We start from the raw sequence: 21,767 nt of genomic DNA, 5'->3' as shown, positions 1-21,767 counted from the left end.
TTGCAAATCGTGGCGTCGGATGAAATTCGCCACGCCTGCGTCCCTGACACCTTTCTCGGCAATTGCCATCTTGACGACCGGTTCGCTGAGGATCGCCAGTCCTTCGGCGACGATCCCCTCGGGACGCTCTGAGCCCAAGGGGGCTGCGACCGATGAACTGGATTGAGGCTCCGTGGGCGACTCGGGTGTGACGCTCTTGTCCGCTCCAAGATCACGGATCGCTACGATCGCTGTCGATTCAAAGCTGGGACGCTCGCGAACGTAGTTGAAATATGCGGTCCCAAGCCCGAGAGTTGTCCCCAGAAAGCTCCAAGCGAAAAAGATCAACAGCTTCGGTGTTGCAACGGTGTCACTCATCGAAAGTTCCTCAAAATATGCCTTTGGCCAATCGAGCGTGATTCATCTTGCAGATCGAATCGCCATCGCGGTTGGAGTTTGTGTCTTGGTGTTGTGTAAATGGAATGTTAGCCATCGCGGGGGGCTTCATTCTGTCATCTCAACCGGCGTCCCGGGGCTCGGGACGATCCGAATCGATTCGAGTCGGTCGAGGTGTTGCATCACTCGTGGCGTTCGGTTGCGTAGGATCCGTGCTTGTTGGATCAATACGGGCGTGGTCAGTTGGGGCTGTTCGCTTAACATGTCCAGTTCGATTAAAAGTAGCCGCGGGCGGTCGTCCAGCTGGCAATGGTAGAGTGCTGCGATCGCATGCTCTCGGGCACGCTTCCATTGAGATATATCTTGGGTAGGCATCAGCAAGTCGTGTAGCGAATTATTCGGCTCCGACGCCCTCGCGTAATAAGCCCGTCGCACTGTGCGTGGCGAGACCCAGCTGGCGACCTTGTCGGCAGGAACCAAATTATTGGCGACCAAATAACTAGCACCGATCTGTCGCTGTTGATCGATCAGCAGCCGGGCCATTAATAGGTGCGCTTCGGAGTGATCGGGTTGTTTCAGCAAGACGCGTTCAACCGCAGCAATCTTCCCTTCAAGATCTGGGAATTCCAGTAGGGATTGGTTCCGATACGCATCGCGTTGCAATCGAATCTTTTCTATTGCGCTGCCGCGAGACAATGCCAACGTCGCAAGCGACAGCCCAGCGAATAGCATAATCAAGGCGAGCGGTTGGGCAAATCGCGTTTCTGCACGAAGAAACGCGCTATCAGCCTTTCCGATTGGCCTGTCGGATCGTTGGTTGCCGGCAATCATTGGTTGGGAGGTTGTCTCCGATCGAACCGCGTCCATCGGTAGGTCATTCAAACGATGCGTATTGGCGACACGATTTGCGATTCCGATCAGGGCACCGCCGATGCACGCAACACTCAACAGCAGTGAAGGCTGCAAGATTCCGTAGTCGAACAATTGGCTGACCAGCATCGCGGGGAGGACAAACCTCGCGGCAGTCAGCATTCCATCGGCGAAAATTGCATCTTTGGGGCCGAGCGAATCGAGATGGGACCGCAATTGTCCACTGCGTCGGACCAACCACCAGATACAGCCAGCAATGATTGGCAGCAACCAAAGCCCACCTTCGAGCAACCATTCGATCGGCATCCCATCGGCGTTGACGAACCATCGCGGGCCGCCCGAGTGCTGGAATGGGAGGTATGCAAATCGATAGGTGCCTAAGCCGGCCCCGAGTGGGAGGAAGTGCCATATTGCGTTGAGCGAATCGCTCCAGTGATCGATCCGCGGGTCTTCCAACGCGGTTCCTTGGTAAAGGGTTTCCAGGCGAGCTGCGAAGATCGCTCGCAGCCCTAAGACTTCAAGCAACCCAACCGAAGCCGCCAAGAGAACTGCGACGATCAAAACGGTGCGGGCGGGCGGTGTGGTTCGTAGACGCAACGCGAAAATCGCTAGCCCACCAGCCATCAAGCCCAGGAAACCACCTCGCGACGCGCTGCCCATCACACCGGCAATGTTCAACAGTAGAGTGATCGCCAACAGTACCTGGATGAAACGTCGATAGTCCGTCGCGCCAGCATGGCCCGTATTGGAGGACCGATTTTGTCGCACCGCTGAAAGGGGCGGGGACGTCGGCAAGCGGCGACGATTTAGAGCTAACAAGCCGATCGTGCAACCGACGGCGATGTTTAGAAAACCTGCAGCATTGTTGTTGTTGACAAACGGACCAAACGGATCGTCTGCGCCGACCGGCGAGATAATCAAACGTTGCCGCAGCTCGACAGCTTCGTCGCGTCCCAGCCGGATCGCATCTGCCAATCCAAAAAATGAGAACGTCCCGCCAGCAACGGCAATGCTTGCCAAGAAAAATCGCCCCCACCGCCGATCGGAAAACACGAGCGACGCCAACCAGCAGACGATCCCAAACGTTGCCGGTACCGCGAGTGCCATCTTGGTATAGGTGGCCGCGATGCTGAGAGTCTGCCCGGGCTGGATGTCGCTTGCTTCAGAAACGATCGCCTCTGGCAACCACTTGCGAGTGACTTCAGTCGCGCTGGGTTGAATCCAATCGATGAATGACTCGGGCAACGGAAGCGTTTGCGCAAAACCGGCAATCCAAACCAGAGCTGTCGCGACGACGATCCAGTTCGTTTGTCTGCGATCGTCATGTCTGCGAATCGTCAGCAGGACCCCCAGTGGCGCAGTCACTAAGATCGCAAGGCAGACATGGAACCGCGTGCTTAGATAACCACCACCGTACGCCCACGCAGAACCAACGATGGTGCCGACAAGCCCCAGTGCCATCAGGGCGCGGACAGGTTCTCTCCAATCGATACTTTGGGTACGTCCGCGCACTTCGACTCCCGCTGCCGCAATCATCGCCCCATCGATTTCTTGCCCGTCCAAGTTTTACAACCAATCTAATCATCCGCTCGTGGAGGCGTGGCTGTTTTGTTTCGCCAATCCGCAAAGTCTGCCCAAGGCATCTACATTCATTGAGGGCGATTGCTGCCCTGTTCCACGCGGCTTCTTTAACAAGCTCCAGGCCAACGGCTCGGCACAGCGGAATCTTGCCTCCGAATCCGCCACATAAGCATAAATGCTCTGCGGCGAACGAACCTCCCTTAAATGTGTTGGCCGGGTGCGTAATCGGAAGTTAGAAAAGTAAAGATCAAATTCCAACTTACAGTTCGTTGACTGCCCCACAGGTACTGTCTAGCATACCTGTCTAGGGCAGGATCACACACCCCCGGTCACTGGGCCACTGATGGGGCGGATTCCTTGGGCGAATTTGCAAACACTTTGCGAGTTCACATCTCCCAAAAATTCCCGCCAGCTGGGCGTTCACAAGCTGAACGAGAGGCTGTGACGGTTGAAATTAGACAGAAGTGACCGTTGAAAATCGGTCACCCACGAGCACGAAGTCTGCGCCGATATCGAACGCGTTGGGTTTCGTAAGTCGTGTGTTCGTAACACTTTACACACATTGGTGGTTTTCTTGGGCAGGAACAAACGCCGAACCGTCAACAAGATAGACAGGGCTGCCCTGTCGCGCTACCCCCAGAAATCCAATGCCGCGAAACCGGGGGAGAAAGCCCCGGAAGGCAAAGGGAAGCGGGGCGTTAGGCAGCGGTCTTCTAGCCGCGGCCGGAGAGCTAAAGCCGATGAGACGCTCCAGCTTACCGTTCCTCCCACGTGGAATTCGCGAGCGTTGTGGGCCTGGACGGTGGTTCTGATTGCTGGGGTCTGTTTCGCGTATTATCCGACGTTTCTTTGGCTGGAACAGACGTGGCGCAATGAACCAGATTACTCCCATGGATATCTAGGGGGTCCGCTCGCGGGCGTGTTGCTGTGGCTTCGCTGGGAAAGCTTCCCGGGCATTCGCCGTGGCGTCGATTGGCGAGGGTTGTGGTTGATTGGGATCGCGGTTGTCATGCGAGTGGCGGGGCGGTTGGCCTACATGGATTTCATGGATGGTTGGTCGCTTGTACCGATGGTTGCCGGGGTCTCATGGCTGTTGTTCGGTTGGAAAGCAACCCGTTGGGCCGCTCCCGCGATCATCTTTCTTGTCGTCTTGGTGCCGCTTCCCTACCGAGCTGAAACGATGCTCAGTTGGAAGCTGCAAGGGATGGCGACCGTGTTGAGCACGACGATGCTGCGGATCCTTGGGCTGCCGGCGATCGCCGAAGGGCATACGCTTTGGATCGGCGAATCGCGTTTTATGATCGAACAGGCTTGCTCGGGATTGCGGATCTTTGTCGGTGTTTTTGCGATCGCGTACTTCTGGGCGGTAACCGTCAACCGCAGTTGGATCGATCGCGTTGTCCTGATGTTGGCGGCCGCTCCGATGGCGATCTTGGTGAACGCTTTGCGGATTACGATCACTTGTATTCTTTACCAGTGGTTTGACTCACCCGAGGCGCATAAAACGATCCACGATTGGATGGGCTACCTGATGATTCCCGCCGCAGCATTTTTGATGTGGTTGGTAATCGTTTACTGGCAGCGATTGTACCGTCCGGTTCAGGTCTACAATCCAGTCGAACGTCTACAGCAAAATCCGCAGGCGGTCTAGCCATGATCCACACCATGCAATCCGTGGCACAAGATCACGGAAGCCTTCAACCGTCCCCTCGCTCGAGCGTTCTATATCAACACTCTCGATCACCTTTATTCACATTGCACGCTGGTGTCCACCTGCGTGAAGTCTCCTTACTGTCGTCCACAACCAATCGGCTGCATCGCTAGTCGACGCCAGCTTCAATCAAACATCTTCTCCGTCAAATTAAGATTTCGTAGCGTTTCGTCGTAGGAAATTGAGCATGCAAAATAAACCCCCTTCATCGCATCGCGCCGGTTTGCCAATCGGTAACAACGGTCGGCCATCGGCTCACGCAACTCGCCCAGCGCCAAGCGGTTCGACCGAATTGGATCCCAAGTTGTTGTGGGTGACCGTCAGGCATTGTTGGGTTTGGGCAACCCCGATCGGGCTCGCTCTCGCAGCCGCAGCGGCGTTTGCTGTCTTCAGTACTTTTGTGCCTGTCTACAAAGCGACGCACCTGTTGGAAGTCAATCAAGATTACGTCGTATTTAAGGGAGTGATGCCGACACCGCGAAATCTTGTCGCGAGCGAGCGGCCGTTGGTCACCAACGCATTAGTTCTCGACGAAGTGAAAAACGACCCCGAAGTGCAGGCATTTTACGACTCTGAGACGCCCTTATCACTTGGGCAGATTCGGGGAGCCGTTGGGGTGTCCAATGTGGGTTCCTCTACATTGTTATCGATTGAGTTTCAACACAAAGATCCCGTTGCCGCAGCCACGATCTGCAACAAGATCACCGACTCGTTTCTTACGATTCGTGACCGTTTAGATAACGACCGTGTTTCGAATTTGGAGAGCTGGCTGACGCCATCGATCGATCAGTGGAAAAATGAAGTCCAGGTGCATGGAGAACGGGTGCGAGACTTGAGCAAGATGGTAATAGGTTACGACCCGACCCACCGAGTGGAGGGCCTCGAAAACGATCTCTCTGTTCTTGCATCGCTTCGGTCCAATCTTTCCAACCTGATCGTCGAAGAATCGATTCTCGAAGCGAAAGTCGCGATGAACACGGCGATTGGCGAAAGCTCAGCGAAAAGCGATCTCGATCCATCCAAAGTTCGGGCGCCTTATCCGGAAGAGATCGACCAGTTTGTGGAGTCCGATCCAAGTGTTGTTACCAACCGAAGGTTGCTTGCCGAACGGCAATCGCGGGTGCGAAACCTCGAGGATCGCGGATTGGCACCGCTGCGACAGGAATATCACAAAGAGTTAGTCGAGAGAGCGGCCGAACAGCAACGCGAACTCGACAACGCTTTGGCTGACGCGCGACAACGGGCGCCGCAAGCGGTCACCGAACGGCTGCGTCGCGACGCAGAACGTGACTATCAAGAGGGACTTGCCGAGAAAAAAACGGCCGCGCTAGCCCTGCGTGAATCGATCAATCAACAGCTGGTTGATCTGAAAGCGCGACGGGCGATTATTCAACAGGAATACGATATCGAGAAAGCGCGTTTGGAACAGCGTGGTGGCAAAGCGGCCGACCTGCGATTCGCGACCGAAGATCGCGAGATCGCCGCAGGGATCCTTGGTCAATTGAATCAGAGATTGGCGGCGATTCGCACCGAACGCCGTCGTGGCAGCGGCTTGCATACCTTGGCGCAGGCCACACCGCCATTGAATCCGGTCGAACCGATGCCGACGAAAAAGATGATCGTCGCTGCCGGAGGCGCGTTTATGATTCCATTCTTGTTTGGCCTGTTGTGGGAGCTGCGTTCGCAGAAGATCTGCGATGCGTCCAACCTGGAATCCAAGGTGATGGCTCCCATCATCGGCGAGGTGGCCAAACTGCCACCGAAGTTTGGTTCGCGGAAAGGGCGGCGCGTCTTCGAAGAGAGTATCGATACGCTGCGAGCGAATCTGATGATGTCGAAGGATACGATCGGGGTCCGTTCGCTGACCATCGCCAGCAGCATGTCGGGAGAGGGGAAAAGCAGTGTTGCATCGCAGTTGGCAATCTCCGTCGCAAAGGCGTCGGGGAAAACCGTTTTGCTGATCGATGGCGACCTTCGCAGCCCCGATCAACACGCAATCTTTGGGCTCGATCTCGGCCCAGGGTTGTCGAAAGTCCTCTCGGGTGACGTTGAATTAAAGGATGCCGTCGACACCAGCCTGGGCGACTTTGTTCACGTCCTCCCCGCCGGGAAAATGCATCAGAGCCCACATCGCTTAGTCAATGCATCGTCGATCCGCGACTTGTTGGATCAAGCGCTCGAAAAATATGGTTTCGTCATCTTCGACACCGCTCCGGTTTTGGCCGCCGGAGAAACCTTGGCAATTGCTTCGGAAACCGACGCGACGTTGGTATGCGTGATGCGCGACGTCAGTCGCACCGATTCGGTGGTCCGGACCAGCCGACGTTTGGAAGCGGCGGGGGCTAACGTCGCGGGCACCGTGTTCAGCGGTGTGCCCAGCAGCCAGTATGCCTACCGGTATGGCGATTACCGCTATTTCACCGCTCAACCCGAACCGCAGACAATCGAGCACGCCTGATCACAAGGGCAGAGCACTGTTTCATTTGAGGTATCAACCGGCACGCGCTAGTGTCGGGGGCTCTTGGATAACCGGACGCTAGCAGCTTGTCGGTTTAGTCACAACGAGCTTCCTTGCATTAGCCGTTTGGGCGTTAGCCCCTGTTTATTGGCAGCGGAACCGGGGCTAACGCCCAATCGGCTGATTAAATCGACAAGCTGCTAGTGCGTGCTGGCTGATTTGCCAAAGCACAAACGCGTAACAGTCCACGGCCTAACCAGGCGTTTTGGTGTTCCATTTGTCATCGCTTGCGTAAAAAACGTTGAATATGAATTCCGTAACTATTGAATCGACAACCAAACGGGCCGAACGAAGCGTTCGTTGGGAAGTCGACCTGCGCTTCTTGTTGCTGACATTGGGTGTTGCTGCGATCGCGGCGGTGTTGTTCGGGGGCATCTATTGGATGCAATCGGGACAGCTCGCCGAGTCGGTTCAACAGAAAGCCGATGCTGCGGCCGAAGCAGAGGATTGGGACCAACAGCTCCGTTGGCTCGACCAGTTGCGGATGCTTCACCCGGCCGATACGCAGATTGCGATTCAGCTTGCAAACGCCGCCGACAAATCAGCCGATGCCAGCGATCTGCAACCGGCAGAACGCTATTCGCGGATCGACGGCGCCATCCGCCATCTGCGCAACGCTGTCATCGCGTTGGACGATTCGCCGGGAGAGGAGCGAAACGCTCTGGAGCGGAAGCTGATCACCCGCCTGCTGGAATATGGCCCGCGTTATGCCAGCGAGACCCAAAAGCGAATCATCGAGCTTTCCGCAGCCCAGGATGATCCTGAGATGCTTCTCGGGCTGGCAACAACTCGATTGATCCTGTCGCAAGGCCAAGCGGGGAAAGAGAAACTGGAGCCCGAAAAGTTCAACCGCGAAACCGGTTTTTGGGAATGGCTAGCTCAACAACCTTTGGGCTCCGTAGTCTATACAGCATGGATTGCCAACCGCGACGAGATCCCGTTGGCCGCCGCGCTACTGGAACTGTGCACCACTGAACCGGAAGGGGCGTTTGCAGCAACCGATGTCAACGGAAATCCGCAGGCGATCGGCGCTGAAGTCCTGGCCAATTTGCGGCAAAAACGAGACGATGGACAGGCGATGTGGACGGTCTATCGCCATCTGCAATCGACGAACCCCGATCAGGCATCAACACTATTGGACGACGTTCACGCTTCCGCGTTGCAGCGTTTGCAGACGCTCGCCGCTTCCGCTGGCGACGACTCGCTCGCGACGTCGTCGTCCGCCCCGAATACAAATGCAGTTTGGGATTTCCAAATCGTGTATCAGGCGGCTCTTGCCGATCTAGGCGACGATCCCACGCCAGAAAAGATCGCTGACGTGGCGAAGGTTCTGGATCAGTTGCTTGAGTTGGAATCGTTGTCGGTGGGACCTCAAGCGATTGAGGCCGTCTACCTAACGCGTGGAACACTGTATTGGGAGGCGACGCAGCCCGAGCAGGCTTGGGAAGTATGGCGCGCCGGGATCGAGCGGTTGGGAGACGAATCGCTAACGCTTCATTTGGCCCTGGCAAGAACAGTTGTTTCGACTGGTGACTTGGGCGAGGCACAGGATGTTGTCGACGAACTTGCCGCCGTGACAAATCGACTCACATTGGCGCTAACGGGCTCCTCCGGCGCTAGGCTCACTGCCGTAGAACGCAAGCAGCGTGAGAACGCGCTCGACGCGGCGCGTTGGGTGGCAATCTACCTGAACGGAGAATTGGCATTCCGGCAACGTCAGACGTCCGAAGCGATTGGCTTCCTGAAGAAAGCTGTCGATTCTCAAGCCCCGGCAGCCCTCACCGATCGTGTCGCCGCCCTGGGATTGCTTGGTGCGGCTTACGAGCAAGCCAAGTCGTGGGATCTCGCCGCCGCCGCGTTTGAACAGGCGAGCAATCTGATGCCGTCCGCGGGGCAGTACCGAATCGCCGCGGCACGCGCGTGGGGCAAAGCTGGCAATACCGATCGGTCTATCCAACAATGGCGTGGCACCGAAGTCAGTTCCGCTGCGATTTTGTTGGAACAGGCCCAAGCGATTGTCCGCCAGCAAACGAAACGATCCGCCAGTGAACGCGATTACGCTGCGGCGGTTCAAACGCTCGAAAAAGCAAAGCTCGCCATTGCCCAGCTGGGTGACGATCGATCCGAAGAGCGTCAACGGTTGACGATTCAGTCGGAGATTCTGGCTCTTGCGATGCCGGCCGCCGACGATGGTTCGAGCCAATTGGGACCCCACGAACGATTGGAACAGTTGCTGAAACGGTATCCCAATAGCGCTGAACTGCAGTCGGTGGCGGTGCTCAGTCTTGCAACTGACAACAAATTGGACCAATCGCGTCAGAAACTTGAAACCCTCGCCGATCTGGCAGGGGAGGATTCGCTTGTCTACTGCCAAACGAAAGCATCCCTGTTGGCGATGCAGGGCAACGCGAAACCCGCTATCGCAACATTGACTCAGCATGCATCTGAAAAGCCTGCCGACGCCGTTGTCAGCTTGAAGCAAGCAGCCGATATCGCCTTGGCGAATTCATTGCCGAACCTGGCGTTCGAGTTATTGGCTCGCGTTGCTGCGATCGAACCAACTCCCGATCTCATCTTCCGTCTGCACGGCCTCGCATTATCTCAGAAACCATCGGGAGCTGCGGTCGATCCAACTAAATCGACAACCGTTTCTGCAGAGCAATCCCCTGAACACTGGGAAAACGTGCTCCGCGATGAAGTTGGTACGTCGGGAGGTTGGTGGCGGCTGGCCGTCGCATCGCGGTTGCTGCACGAATATGACCGTGCCAAACCGAACGACCCACAGCGCGACGCCCTGCTGAAACAAGCGACGCAATTGCAGCGAGAAATTGCGGTGTCGCGTCCTCGCTGGGCATTGGGGATCAGTCTGGAAGGTTTGATCGCCGCGCGAAATGGTGAAACCAATCGAGCGATCGATGCCCTGCGTCGCGGGATCGATGGGGGAGATCAGCGTGTCTCGAGTCTGTTGTTGTTGGTTTCGCAGTTGACCACCGCGAATCGAATCGCCGAAGCGGAAGCTGCGTTTGAAGGATTCGAACGCTTGAAGAAAGCCAATTCGACGGTCACGCAATTAGCGATCGCGATCGCCGAAATGAAGGGCGACTTCCGCCAGGGGCTCGACCTCGCTCGTGCCAGTGCCAAACGCAATCCAAACGAAACCAAGACCTGGTTGTTGTTGGCTCAAACCGCGTCGGCCGCGGCCAGATCAACCGACGAACCACAAGCCCGCCAGGCATTGATTGCCGAAGCGAGCGAAGCCCTGGATCACGCTCTCGAAGAATCGGGGAACAGCAGCCTGCCGGTCTATCAATTGCGAGTCCAATTTCAGAACGCCTTTTTTGGCCGTCCCGAAGTTAGCCGCGAACTTCAACAGGCTGCCAGCAGCAAAATCTCCGAACCTTCGCGGTCGCTGTTTGTCGGACTCGCTTACCTTCAGATCAACGATCTGCAATCCGCTCTCGCAGCGCTTACCAAGGCTGTGCGGATCGCTCCGGAGAGTCCCGAATGTTTGATCGCGATGTCCGACTACTACAAAGCCGCCAAGAACGACGCAAAGTCGATCGAGATGTTGGAAGCGGCGCTGCGAGTTCGTCCCGACCACGTCGACGTTCGCAATCGTTTGGCGCTTGCGATCGCGCTGAGAGATGGTGGAGAGGTTCCTTGGCAACGGCTCGACCAGTTGTTGGGGACCGAGCAGACCTTGTCGGCTAAAAACAAACTGCTGCACGCATTGATCTTGATCAATCGGGGCGATGAACAACGCCAACAGCAGGCCGACAAAATCTTGCGGGAATTGATTCGCAACGATCAAGACAATCACGACGACGCCGTTCGCATGCTTGCCGCGTTGGAGCGACGACGCTGGGCGATTGCGACCGAAAAGGACGATTCAAGCCAAGCGACGCGGGCCTTTGCCGAATCGCGACGTTTGTACACAATTCTCGTCCGACGCCCCGAGCCGTTGCCGTTGGATATTTATCGCTTTGCAGATCTTCTGCTGGCTGCCGAGCAGACGGGTGAGATCGATGCGTTGGCGGATCAATTGGACAAAATGACCGAAGGCGGGACGTTGGCGCTCGACATCCGTTTGCGTTTGGCCCGGCATCATGGCGACGTTAAAAAAGTGGAACAATTGACTGCCTCCTGGACGCAACAGATGATCGGATCCGAAGGGACGCCGCAAGCGAGTGCCTGGGAGGCCGCTGGACGCACGCTTTCGCGGTTAGGCTTCCATGAACAAGCCCTCGATTGGTTGCAACAGGCTTACGACGAAGATCCCAAATATCTACGCCCCTACGTCATCGCGTTGGCGCGGGGCCGCAAGTTCGATACCGCGTTGGAGATTTGTAAATCGAACTTTGAAAAGACGATGGATGGCAATACGTTGGCCTTGATCGCCGACCTGATCGTCCTCAGCGGCAACACCGTCACCGTGCCGATCGAAATCGAAGCCTACCTCGAGGATGCGATCAATCGCTACAAATCGGTCGCCCAAGTGATGGAATCGGTCGCCACGTTGCGTCTGTCACAACATCGTTATGCCGAAGCGGTTGCGTTGTACGAGCGAGCCGAAAGGTTGGCTCCCGACAATGTTCGCATTCTGAATAACTTGGCGATGGCGTTGTCGGAGGTTCAAGGACGCTTTGTCGACGCTCTGCCGCGAATTCGCAAAGCGATCGATCTGTACGGGCGGTCTCCCGAACTGCTCGATACGCTTGGCCTCGTGTTGCTGCGAAACGATCAAGTCGACGAGGCGGTGCAGACACTTCGCGAAGCGACAGCGACGTCGTCCGACCCACAATACAGGTTCCATCTCGTGATGGCGCTGTTGCGGTCGGGAGACAGGGTTGCGGCCCGAGCCCAATGGGCCCAACTGGATATTCGGGCGATTAAATCGTCGGTCTTAACCCCAGCCGAATCGCGCGACTTGGAAGCGATCCAAGAGGAATTCGGACGCCGCAAGGCTTCCTGAACACTCGCCAATTTGCCCGCCAATATCGCCGGTGCGACCTTCGCCCGGCAGCCATTCCACCCTTTGATTCCTTCCTTCGACCTTAGTTTGCACGATGTCGATACCACTAAGTACAACAACCGACCTTGAACCGATCGCCGGGACCGATGGAAATGGCGGCGGAGCAGGATCCTCCGGCCTGAAGATGCGGTCGCGGACCGTGGCTCTGGTCGTCTGCCTGTCGCTGATTCTCCTCTCCGGTCTTTTTCATGGACTCTTGGACGGCCGCTGGCAACCCAAGACAGATCTGAAATTGGTGGGGGATCGTTTGCAAACATTGCCGACCACATGTGGCCAGTGGGAACGTGTCTCCACGTCCGAGCTCGATCCCCAGGCGCAACAGATTCTGCAGTGCTACGGATCGATAGTTCACGAGTACCGAAAGCGATCGACGGATGATCGTGTTAACGTTGCCGTGATGTTTGGCCCGCGCGGCCCGATCGCTGTTCACACCCCCGAAGTCTGTTACAGCAGCCAAGGGACTGAACCGGCGGGAACCCGAGTCGCCGAAACGATCGACGAAGATCGCCCCAACGATCAGTTGTGGCGGGTCCAGTTCCGTCGCACCGAAGCGGAACAACCACATTTGGATGTGTGGTACGGATGGAGCGATGGAACGCAGTGGTACGCAGCAGAGTACCCGCGGGTCTGGATGACCGATCGGTTGTACAAGATCCAGGTTGCCGGGACCCCGCCAGTAATGGGGCAGGAACCACCAGTGAAAGATTTCCTCCGCAGCTTTCTTCCTGAACTCGACGCGCACGCTTTCGCGTCGACGGAAAGCTTGTAATCGACCTCCAACGTTTGCCCCACCTCATTGTTTACTGGCGATTGGTATGCTGACAATTGAAGAACTCTTGCCCGAAGCGGCTTATCTGGATGAGGCAAGCGATAGCCCGCCGCTGGCGCTGCCGCGACGTCATCGCCGCTATCGCTACTTTATCCGCAAAAACCGTTTGGAGCGGGTCGTTGGGACCGGATTATTGGTGCTCACCGCACCTCTGATTGCTGTCTGTTGGGCGATCGTCCGGCTGACCTCCAAGGGCCCAGGAATCTTTCAACAGAAACGTGTTGGCCGTGGGGGAGAGATCTTTTGGGTCTATAAACTGCGGACGATGCGGATCGATGCCGAAGCCAATGGCCCACAATGGTCTTCCGATCGCGATCCTAGGGTTACCACGGTTGGCCACGTGCTGCGGAAACTGCATCTGGACGAACTGCCACAATTGGTCAACGTCATGCGTGGCGAGATGGCGTTGGTGGGGCCCCGTCCAGAACGCCCTGAATTCGTCGAATTCCTACGAGAGGAGATCGCGGGATACGAGCGGCGGTTGATCGTCCGCCCCGGGATCACCGGTCTGGCACAGATCAACCTTCCTCCCGACAGCGACCTCCGCAGCGTCGAACGAAAACAGACGCTCGATTTGGAGCATATCGATCACGCAAACGCTTGGCTCGACTTGCGGATGATCTTGTTGACCGCGTTGCGAGTCTGTTTTCTCCGCGGCCGATGGTTGACCTATTGCATGGGGCTCGATCGCTCCAAACTGTTGCAGCACCTGCCCGCCACCAACGCCAACAGTCCAACTGTTTCGTTGCAAGAGCTTTTGGAAGCATCGCAGCGGCGTAAAGAATGGGCCGCGACACACACCGACGAAGTTTGGGAACAGACAGTCGCCCGAATCGATCCAGGTTCGCCAGTCGCTGTCCGCCCGCGTTAGCAGCCCGCTTGTCCGTCGAGGTCTTTGGGCGGCATGAGGGGCGGGACGCAAAAAGCATCCATTCTACGCCAGCCCCAGTTTTCATCGGCTCTTCGCGTGGCGGTTGAGCCGCCAAAGTCACTGCACTTAACGATCCCTGTAGTACCGGACATTGACTTCATCCAAACACACAACCGATGCTTCTAACGCCATCGCACCCGATGCGGAAACGACTTTGAATCCCAACATCCTGACCGTCGACGTCGAAGACTATTTTCAAGTCTCGGGGTTCGAACATCGCATTAAACGCAGCGAATGGGAAGCGTTGCCCAGTCGTGTCGAAGCCAACACCGATCGGCTGCTGCAGTTGTTTGAAGACTGCAACGTGCGGGGCACCTTTTTTGTTCTCGGCTGGGTCGCCCATCGCAATCCCGAACTCCTGCGACGGATCGCCGCCGCCGGGCATGAACTGGCCTCCCACGGCTATTGGCATCAACTGGTTTACAACCTCACGCCCCAACAATTTCGCCACGATATTCGCGACAGCCGATCGGCGATTGCCGATGCCACCGGGCAAGCAGTCAACGCCTACCGGGCTCCTAGTTTTTCGATCACAGCGAAATCGATGTGGGCCTTTGAGATCTTGGCGGAAGAAGGTTTTACTGTCGACAGCAGCGTCTTCCCGATCCGTCACGATCGCTATGGCGTCCCCGATGGCCGACAAGAGATCCACGAACGCCAGACAGCCGCCGGTACGATCGTCGAGATCCCACCATCGGTCGCCCTGCTGGGACCGCTGAAGATTCCCGTTGGCGGCGGATACTTTCGGATGTTCCCGATCGCCATGACGATGTACGCAATGCGGACGATTCAAAACGGCCAAAACCCTTCGATGCTGTATCTTCATCCGTGGGAGGTCGATCCGGAACAACCTCGCATCGCCGGGGTCGGATTCCGCAGCCGATTCCGCCATTACATCGGTCTGCGTCGCACCGAACAGCGGCTGAAACACGTTTTGCAAAAATTCCGTTTCGCCCCCGTGTGCGACGTCCTGAAGCAATGGAACGACAGCGAGGTGGCGAAGACGCAATCGCTTCGTTCGATCGAAACATGAGATCCATCAGCACCGCTCAAATACGATGAACGCACTCGGTTTCGAAAACAAAGCCTCCTCTGCTGCCGCCGATGAGCCTGCGCCATCGCAGAATCGGCGTCGCCGGATCTTGATGTTAACCCATCGCGTTCCCTATCCGCCCGATCGCGGCGATCGAATCCGTTCGTGGAATATTCTGCAGCATCTGTCGAAAGAGTGCGACGTTTCGCTGGCCTGTGTTTCCGACGAACCGATCTGCCCCGACGCCCGTCAGCGGCTCGAATCGGTCTGTGATCGCGTTGCGATCGCACCGTTGGGGAAACGGACCCAGTGGTTGCGGGCGGGAGCGTCGGCGGTTCGCGGCGATGCCCTCACCGCAGGCCTCTTTTATTCGTCGGCATTGGCGAAAACTGTCGATCGCTGGGCCGACAGCGATTCGTTTGATTCGGTCTTTGTCTACTGCAGCGGCATGTTGCGGTATGTCCGATCGCGGCCGCTGTGCAACCTGCCCAAAGTCGTCGACTTGGTCGATGTCGACAGCCAGAAATTTCACGCTTACGCCGATAACGCCAACTTTTGGAAACGCGTGATCTACCGCACCGAAGCTCGACGCGTGGGGCGTTTGGAACACGAAGCGGTCCGCACATCGCAAGCTGTCACCCTGGTCAGCGACGCCGAAGCGGATGTGCTGAGAACTCGTCTGGCCTCCGGCGGCCACGCGATTCATGGCGTTCCCAACGGTGTCGATACCACGTATTTCGCCCCACAAACCTCCGACGCCACCGCGATCGATACTCGGTCTAATCGTGGCGAAAACCCGAAGCTTGCCTTTGTTGGGGTGATGAATTACCCGCCCAATGTCGCCGCGGTGCAGTGGTTTTTGGAACATGTGTGGAGCGGTTTGCGACGGGAGATTCCGGGAATCACTTTCGACATCATCGGCAAACATCCCAGCCCTGCTGTCAACAAGCTCGCCCAATTGCCTGGCGTCCTGGTCACCGGTGCGGTCCCCGACGTGCGACCCTATCTGCGGTCCGCTGATATCGTGATTGCACCGCTACAGATCGCTCGCGGCATCCAAAACAAAGTCCTCGAGGCGATGGCGATGGGGAAACCGGTGATCGCGTCCCCTCACGCGGCGACCGGAATCGACGCCGTCGATGGCCAGCACCTGCGGATCGCCGAGACTGCCGACCAATGGGCTCAACAGGTTGTCGCCCTTTGTCGCGATCGATCGCAGTGCGAAAGGATTGCCCGCGACGCGCGGCAATTGGTCTGCCAACGCTACACCTGGCCCGCCACCCTGGCCGGATTCGATAGCTTGCTGCAACCCGGGCGACCGGCGGCAAACGTATCCTGAACCGTTGCAAACAAACCCGTATTTTGCTCGAGCACATCAGCCGCCACGCGTTAGCGTCCGGTTCGCCATTGTTGCCGCCCGCCCCCTTCGTCGTAATACGTATCGTGAATCGGTGAAAACGGACCCGTTCGCTCCTATCAGCGGCCACGCGTTAGCAGCTTGTCGGTTTAGTCACAACGAGCTTCCTTGTATTAGCCGTTTGGGCGTTAGCCCCGGTTTAGTGGCAGCGGAACCGGGGCTAACGCCCAATCGGCTGATTAAACCGACAAGCCGCTAGCGTCCGGTTCCCCACAAACTTGTCATCAGCCAGATCGACCCGCGGCAAACAGATCATATGCCCCCCCGGAATAAACGCTTATCTCATTCCGGACAACTGGGCGTTCCAGCTTTAAGTGTCCGACCGTAACGCCCCACCGCTTCTCATCCCGCCTCGCCAGATCTAGGCAATCCAACCCCCCGAAGGAAACGACGTTCTCGTCCTTGCGCCCAATGTCTCTCCCTAGCTCCAATTCGTCAAATTCCTCGCATCCATCGACCTCAGTCGATCGGCGCCGCGCCACGCCGATCCGCGTCGGGTTTGTGATGCATGTGATGCAGGTCGCAGGGGCGGAGGTGTTGGTGAAACAGATCATCGAGCGTCTGGAAGACCAAATCGAACCGACGGTCTTCTGTTTGGATGCTCTGGGGGAATTGGGACAACAGCTGCGGGATGCAGGTGTTCCGGTTGTCGTTTTGGATCGCAGGCCGGGCCTAGATCGCAACGTTCCCCGTCGGTTGGCTGCGGAAGTTCGCAATCGCGGCATCGATCTGCTGCATGCCCACCAATACACACCCTTTTTCTACTCTGCCCTGGCCCGCTTGCTACATCGGGCTCCGGTGAAAATTCTGTTTACCGAACACGGGCGGCACTACCCCGATATCGTCTCGCCCAAGCGGCGTTGGGCGAACCGGTTGCTGTTGCAACGTTATGCCGACGTGACAACCGCCTGCTGCGACTTCAGCACCCGGGCGTTGCAGCAGATCGAAGGTTTTTCCGCGGCTGTCACGTTGGTCAATGGAGTCGACCTTGGGCAGTTGCCACCACGCGGTGACCAGGCGTCACAAGCCGACCTGCGGCGTCGATTGGGGCTCGATCTCGATCGTCCCTACGCCGCCTGTATCGCGCGGTTTCATCCCGTCAAAGATCACGCCATGCTGATTCGCGGCTGGCAGCTTGTCCATCAACAGCGGCCCGACGCCCGGTTGCTGTTAGTCGGCGACGGCCCCGAACGCGAATCGATCGAATCGCTTGTACAGCAACTCGCCCGCACCTCATCCCCTTCATGCCCCGCGTCCCAAACGTTCCCAGATTCGATTGAATTTTGGGGGATCCGATCCGATGTGGCGGACATTCTTCGGGCCGTCGATCTGTTCACCCTGACTAGTGTTAGCGAAGCGGCATCGTTGACGTTGTTGGAAGCGATGGCCAGCCAGTGCCCTGCCGTTGTGACCGACGTCGGGGGGAATGGCGAACATGTAAGCGAAGGCGTCGAAGGTTTTCTCGTCCCGCGAGGCGATCACGAATCGTTGGCCAACCGCTGCGGGGAACTGTTTGACAACCCGAAACAAACGCAAGCGATGGGCGCAGCGGCGCGAGCGCGGGTGATCGAGAAATTCGACCTGCAGCAAACGATCGCAGCCTACCACCGACACTACCAATCGCTCGCCCCCACCAAAACTCCCCAACCCTAGCACCTCCCACCTCCCCGCTCCCAACTCTTGAAACCCGCAATCAAAGCAACGTTCCGCCTGCTCGCAGCGCTTGCCGTTCTTCCGCTGGCGATCACGCACCAGATCCTCGGCCGGATCGTCGGTCCCGACGGATCGCTCGAAACCCATACCCAGTTATTGGCGTGGCTTCCGGGGACGCTGGGCAGCTATCTGCGTGTTGCGTTTTGTCGAACCGCCTTGGAGTATTGTTCTGCTTCGGCAACGATAGGTTTTGGCACCCTGTTATCCAAGGTGGGAGCACGGATCGAAGCCAACGTCTACATCGGGCCTCGCTGCATGCTGGGGTTGGTGACGCTGCAGCAGGACGTGTTATTGGGCCCCGCAGTCCAAATTCCCAGTGGTCCGCAGACGCATGGCACCGCAAGACTGGACATCCCGATCCGCCAGCAACCGGGAACCCAGGTCCGCGTGACCGTCGGACGCGATAGCTGGATCGGCGCAGGAGCGATCGTATTGGCCGACGTCGGCGACCAGACAATCGTTGGCGCCGGTAGCATCGTCACCAAACCAACAGCATCCCGCGTCGTAGTGGTAGGAAATCCCGCCGCCCCTCTATACGACCGCCCATCCGCAACTAATCTAACCCCTGGACCTGTTGCAAACTTAAAGTGATTTCCAGGGTAGGCTGCGGTCACCCACAGGAACGAAGTCCGCGCCCATCGGGCGGTAGCCGGAATAGGTCGCATCAGCCACAGAGTTCAATTGCCAGCTATTGTCGATTAAAAAATGTCATCAACTATCGAAACAACACAGAAAATTCCATCAACTGGCTCCGGTGACGAAACGAACGACGAAGAGCGATTCGAATATGAATTGATCATCGAGCGGCGGAAGGGCTTGCAGTTGTTGGATTGGAAGGAGTTGGTCGCCTATCGCGATCTGTTTCGCTTCCTTATATGGCGGCAAATCAAAGTCCGTTACGCCCAAAGCGCGATCGGTATCGGATGGGCGATCATTCAACCGGTCTTCTCGATGGTCATCTTTACGATCGTCTTTGGCCGCTTGGCGAAGGTCGACAGCGATGGCGTCCCTTATGCCCTGTTCAGCTTTGCGGCGCTTGTTCCTTGGACCTATTTTTCCAACGCGGTCAACGATGGCGTGGCGTCGTTGGTAAGCGAAGCCAACATGTTACGGAAGATCTATTTCCCAAGGCTGTTGCTGCCGCTGTCGGCGGTGGCAGCCAAGTTGTTGGATTTTGCAATCGCGATGTTAGTGCTGGTTGCACTGATGGTTGCCTATCGTCATCCGCCCGGTATGGGCATCGTGATGTTGCCGCTGTTGGTGTTGTTGATGTCCCTTTCGGCGGCGGCGATCAGCATTTGGTTGACTGCGCTTGCGGTCCAGTACCGCGATGTCAAACATGGAATGGGATTTGTGATCCAGATCGCGATGTATGCATCCCCCGTCGTCTACCCGACCAGTTTGGTGCCAGCAGAATACCGCTTGCTCTACGCCCTGAACCCGATGGTGGGCGTGATCGAAGGTTTCCGTAGCGCTCTACTGGGAACTCAATCGATGCCTTGGGATCTGATCGCTGTTGGCACTGTCTCTGCAACGTTGATGTTCATCAGCGGTTTGGCATTCTTCCGCAGCAAAGAGAAAATATTCGCCGACGTCGCTTAGTCACTCCCAACTCCCCTCTCCCACCTCCCGTCTTCTGTAACAAATCCATGTCACGCCCGATCATCTCTGTCGAAAACCTTTCCAAAGCCTACCGACTAGGTTTAAAGGAAGAGGTCCCCGATACCATGGCAGACGCCCTGAAGGGAGTTCTTCGATCCCCGCTGAAAAAACTGCAGCGTTTGCGACGGCTCAGCACGACCAAAGTCGAAGATCACGATGATCAGGAAGATACGCTTTGGGCGTTGAAAGACGTTTCGTTCGAAGTCAATGAAGGTGATGTCTTAGGGATCATTGGCCGCAACGGAGCAGGCAAAAGCACTCTGTTAAAGATCCTCAGCCGGATCACCGAGCCGACAAGTGGTCGGGCGGTGATACGAGGTCGTGTCAGCAGTTTGTTAGAGGTCGGGACCGGCTTCCATCCGGAACTCTCCGGCCGCGACAACATCTATATGAACGGTACGATCTTGGGGATGACCAAACGCGAGATCGATCGCAAGTTCGACGAGATCGTCGACTTTTCAGGAGTTGAGAAATTCCTCGACACGCCGACAAAACGCTATTCGTCGGGCATGCAGGTCAGGCTCGCCTTTGCAGTTGCTGCGCATCTTGAGCCTGAAATCTTGATTATCGACGAAGTTCTTGCTGTCGGAGACGCGGAATTCCAAAGAAGATGTATGGGGAAGATGCAAAGTGTGGCCGAGAGTGGTAGGACTGTGATTTTTGTAAGTCATAACTTAGACGCAGTGGAAACGTTATGTGATCGCGCTGTTGAGGTGAGACGCGGCCAGGTTGCGTCTGTCGGAGTCACTGGCGATGTGATGCTAAAATATAGAAACAGTATAATTAAAAACAATGAACCCGAGCAGCTGAAACGACTTGCGTCGGCAGCCTATTTGCGGTCGGCACATATCATCGATAAAGACCATGCTGTGATACATTCAATCGCGGTAGAATCCGACTTGATGGTCCTACTGCGTTTTAAAAAACAGTTGCCTGCACAATCTTTTCGCATCGGAATCGGCATTGACAGCATCAGAGGTCAGCGAATGCTAACCTGCTTTTCAACTGATTCATTTGGTTTGGGCAATGACATTTCATCGTCCGATGATGTGCTGTCGGTTGTTCAGCGACTTCCTTTAACGCCAGGGGACTATACGCTGACAGTCGGAATTTCGAGCAAAGGTAAGCAATTAGATTTGATATCGGAAATTGCTCCATTTACTATCGTCGACGGCGTAAGCTTGAGTACAAGCAAAAGGACGCATCCTGGAGTGTGCATCGCAAAGAGCGAGTGGCGTCGTTGCAACAATCGTTGTGAACCGTAATAATATCTGCCGCATGATACAAGCAGAGCCCAAGTTTGCTTTCGCTTGAAGCCGATTTAGAAAACGTATTCATGTCATCACGCTTCTAGCGGGTGGTCAGTAGATGTTGTAGGTCGGCAAAGTCGCAGCTAGATGTGCATCCTTACATTTATTGTGCATTAACTTTCATCACAATTTGCTGGCAGCCGGTCCAAAGAATAAAAAGATTTATGAACGTATTTATACTCAATACGGGGCGGTGCGGATCGATGACCTTCATCCGTGCATGCGAGCACATTACCAACTACACAAGTGAACACGAGTCAAGGAGCGGGTTGCTAGGTGCTGATCGCTTCGACTTTCCTGATCGACATATTGAAGCTGATAACCGTCTCTCCTGGTGCTTGGGAAGGCTTCATGCCCACTTTGGCGATAATGCGTTGTACGTGCACTTGAAACGCAACCTTGTTGATACCGCACAAAGTTTTGTGAAACGCTATGATCGAGGAATTATCGACGCGTATCGGCGAGATGTATTGCTCCACGTGGACGAGGGTTACAGTCCATTTGAGGTATCACTCGACTACTGTGAGACCGTAAATCGCAACATCGAACTGTTTCTTTTAGACAAGACACGTAAGATGGAATTTAGTCTCGATAATGCATCCGCGGATTTCATGAAGTTTTGGGAGTTCATTGGCGCCGAAGGGGATTGTGAAAATGCCTTAGGTGAATTCCGCGTTGCCCACAATGCATCGCTAGAATCTGAATCGAACGTAAGCGGTTCTGGGATACGGTCACTTCAAAAGATTATGCGTTTGCGTGCTAGACAGTAGATTCGTTAGGTTTCC

General features: G+C 56.3%; 13 protein-coding genes. 12 read left to right on the top strand and 1 reads right to left on the bottom strand.

The window, feature by feature from the left end; translation table 11 throughout:
* Window positions 1-483 precede the first annotated feature (483 nt).
* A complete protein-coding gene (locus CA51_RS20130) occupies window positions 484-2,781 on the bottom strand; it encodes an O-antigen ligase family protein (protein WP_145122979.1) in 2,298 nt (765 codons plus the stop codon).
* Window positions 2,782-3,613: 832 nt separating this feature from the next.
* Here CA51_RS20130 and CA51_RS20125 point away from each other — a divergent pair.
* From CA51_RS20125 to CA51_RS20070, 12 genes are all read left to right on the top strand, one after another.
* Entirely contained in the window at window positions 3,614-4,477 is an 864-nt protein-coding gene (locus CA51_RS20125) for an exosortase/archaeosortase family protein (protein ID WP_420821472.1), read from the top strand.
* 247 nt (window positions 4,478-4,724) lie between these two features.
* Window positions 4,725-6,995, top strand: coding sequence for a polysaccharide biosynthesis tyrosine autokinase (locus tag CA51_RS20120; RefSeq protein WP_145122977.1), 2,271 nt, complete (start codon window positions 4,725-4,727; stop codon window positions 6,993-6,995).
* 307 nt (window positions 6,996-7,302) lie between these two features.
* Window positions 7,303-12,027, top strand: a complete 4,725-nt coding sequence (locus CA51_RS20115) for a tetratricopeptide repeat protein (protein ID WP_145122976.1) — start codon at window positions 7,303-7,305, stop codon at window positions 12,025-12,027.
* A gap of 94 nt (window positions 12,028-12,121) precedes the next feature.
* Window positions 12,122-12,856: an exosortase-associated EpsI family protein gene (locus CA51_RS20110; RefSeq protein WP_145122975.1), complete on the top strand. Its 735-nt coding sequence runs from the start codon at window positions 12,122-12,124 to the stop codon at window positions 12,854-12,856.
* 46 nt (window positions 12,857-12,902) lie between these two features.
* Complete coding sequence (locus CA51_RS20105; protein WP_145122974.1) at window positions 12,903-13,787, top strand: sugar transferase; 885 nt, start codon at window positions 12,903-12,905, stop codon at window positions 13,785-13,787.
* 151 nt (window positions 13,788-13,938) lie between these two features.
* Window positions 13,939-14,880, top strand: coding sequence for an XrtA system polysaccharide deacetylase (locus CA51_RS20100; protein ID WP_197451342.1), 942 nt, complete (start codon window positions 13,939-13,941; stop codon window positions 14,878-14,880).
* Between the two features lie 25 nt (window positions 14,881-14,905).
* The gene (locus CA51_RS20095) at window positions 14,906-16,219 is read left to right on the top strand and encodes a TIGR03087 family PEP-CTERM/XrtA system glycosyltransferase (protein ID WP_145122973.1); all 1,314 of its coding nucleotides are present in this window, start codon (window positions 14,906-14,908) and stop codon (window positions 16,217-16,219) included.
* Window positions 16,220-16,708: 489 nt separating this feature from the next.
* Entirely contained in the window at window positions 16,709-17,950 is a 1,242-nt protein-coding gene (locus CA51_RS20090; RefSeq protein WP_145122972.1) for a glycosyltransferase, read from the top strand.
* Window positions 17,951-17,977: 27 nt separating this feature from the next.
* Window positions 17,978-18,601: an acyltransferase gene (locus CA51_RS26255; protein WP_145122971.1), complete on the top strand. Its 624-nt coding sequence runs from the start codon at window positions 17,978-17,980 to the stop codon at window positions 18,599-18,601.
* A 114-nt stretch (window positions 18,602-18,715) separates the two neighbouring features.
* The gene (locus tag CA51_RS20080; RefSeq protein WP_145122970.1) at window positions 18,716-19,612 is read left to right on the top strand and encodes an ABC transporter permease; all 897 of its coding nucleotides are present in this window, start codon (window positions 18,716-18,718) and stop codon (window positions 19,610-19,612) included.
* Between the two features lie 47 nt (window positions 19,613-19,659).
* Window positions 19,660-20,937 (top strand): ABC transporter ATP-binding protein, encoded by a 1,278-nt coding sequence (locus CA51_RS20075; RefSeq protein WP_145122969.1) that lies wholly within the window; start codon window positions 19,660-19,662, stop codon window positions 20,935-20,937.
* A gap of 209 nt (window positions 20,938-21,146) precedes the next feature.
* Window positions 21,147-21,752: a hypothetical protein gene (locus CA51_RS20070; protein ID WP_197451341.1), complete on the top strand. Its 606-nt coding sequence runs from the start codon at window positions 21,147-21,149 to the stop codon at window positions 21,750-21,752.
* Window positions 21,753-21,767: the final 15 nt, after the last annotated feature.

This window comes from Rosistilla oblonga (assembly GCF_007751715.1).
Taxonomy (GTDB): Bacteria; Planctomycetota; Planctomycetia; order Pirellulales; family Pirellulaceae; genus Rosistilla; species Rosistilla oblonga.
The sequence above is the reverse complement of the archived record's forward strand: the minus strand, read 5'-3'. Positions and strand labels throughout refer to the sequence as shown.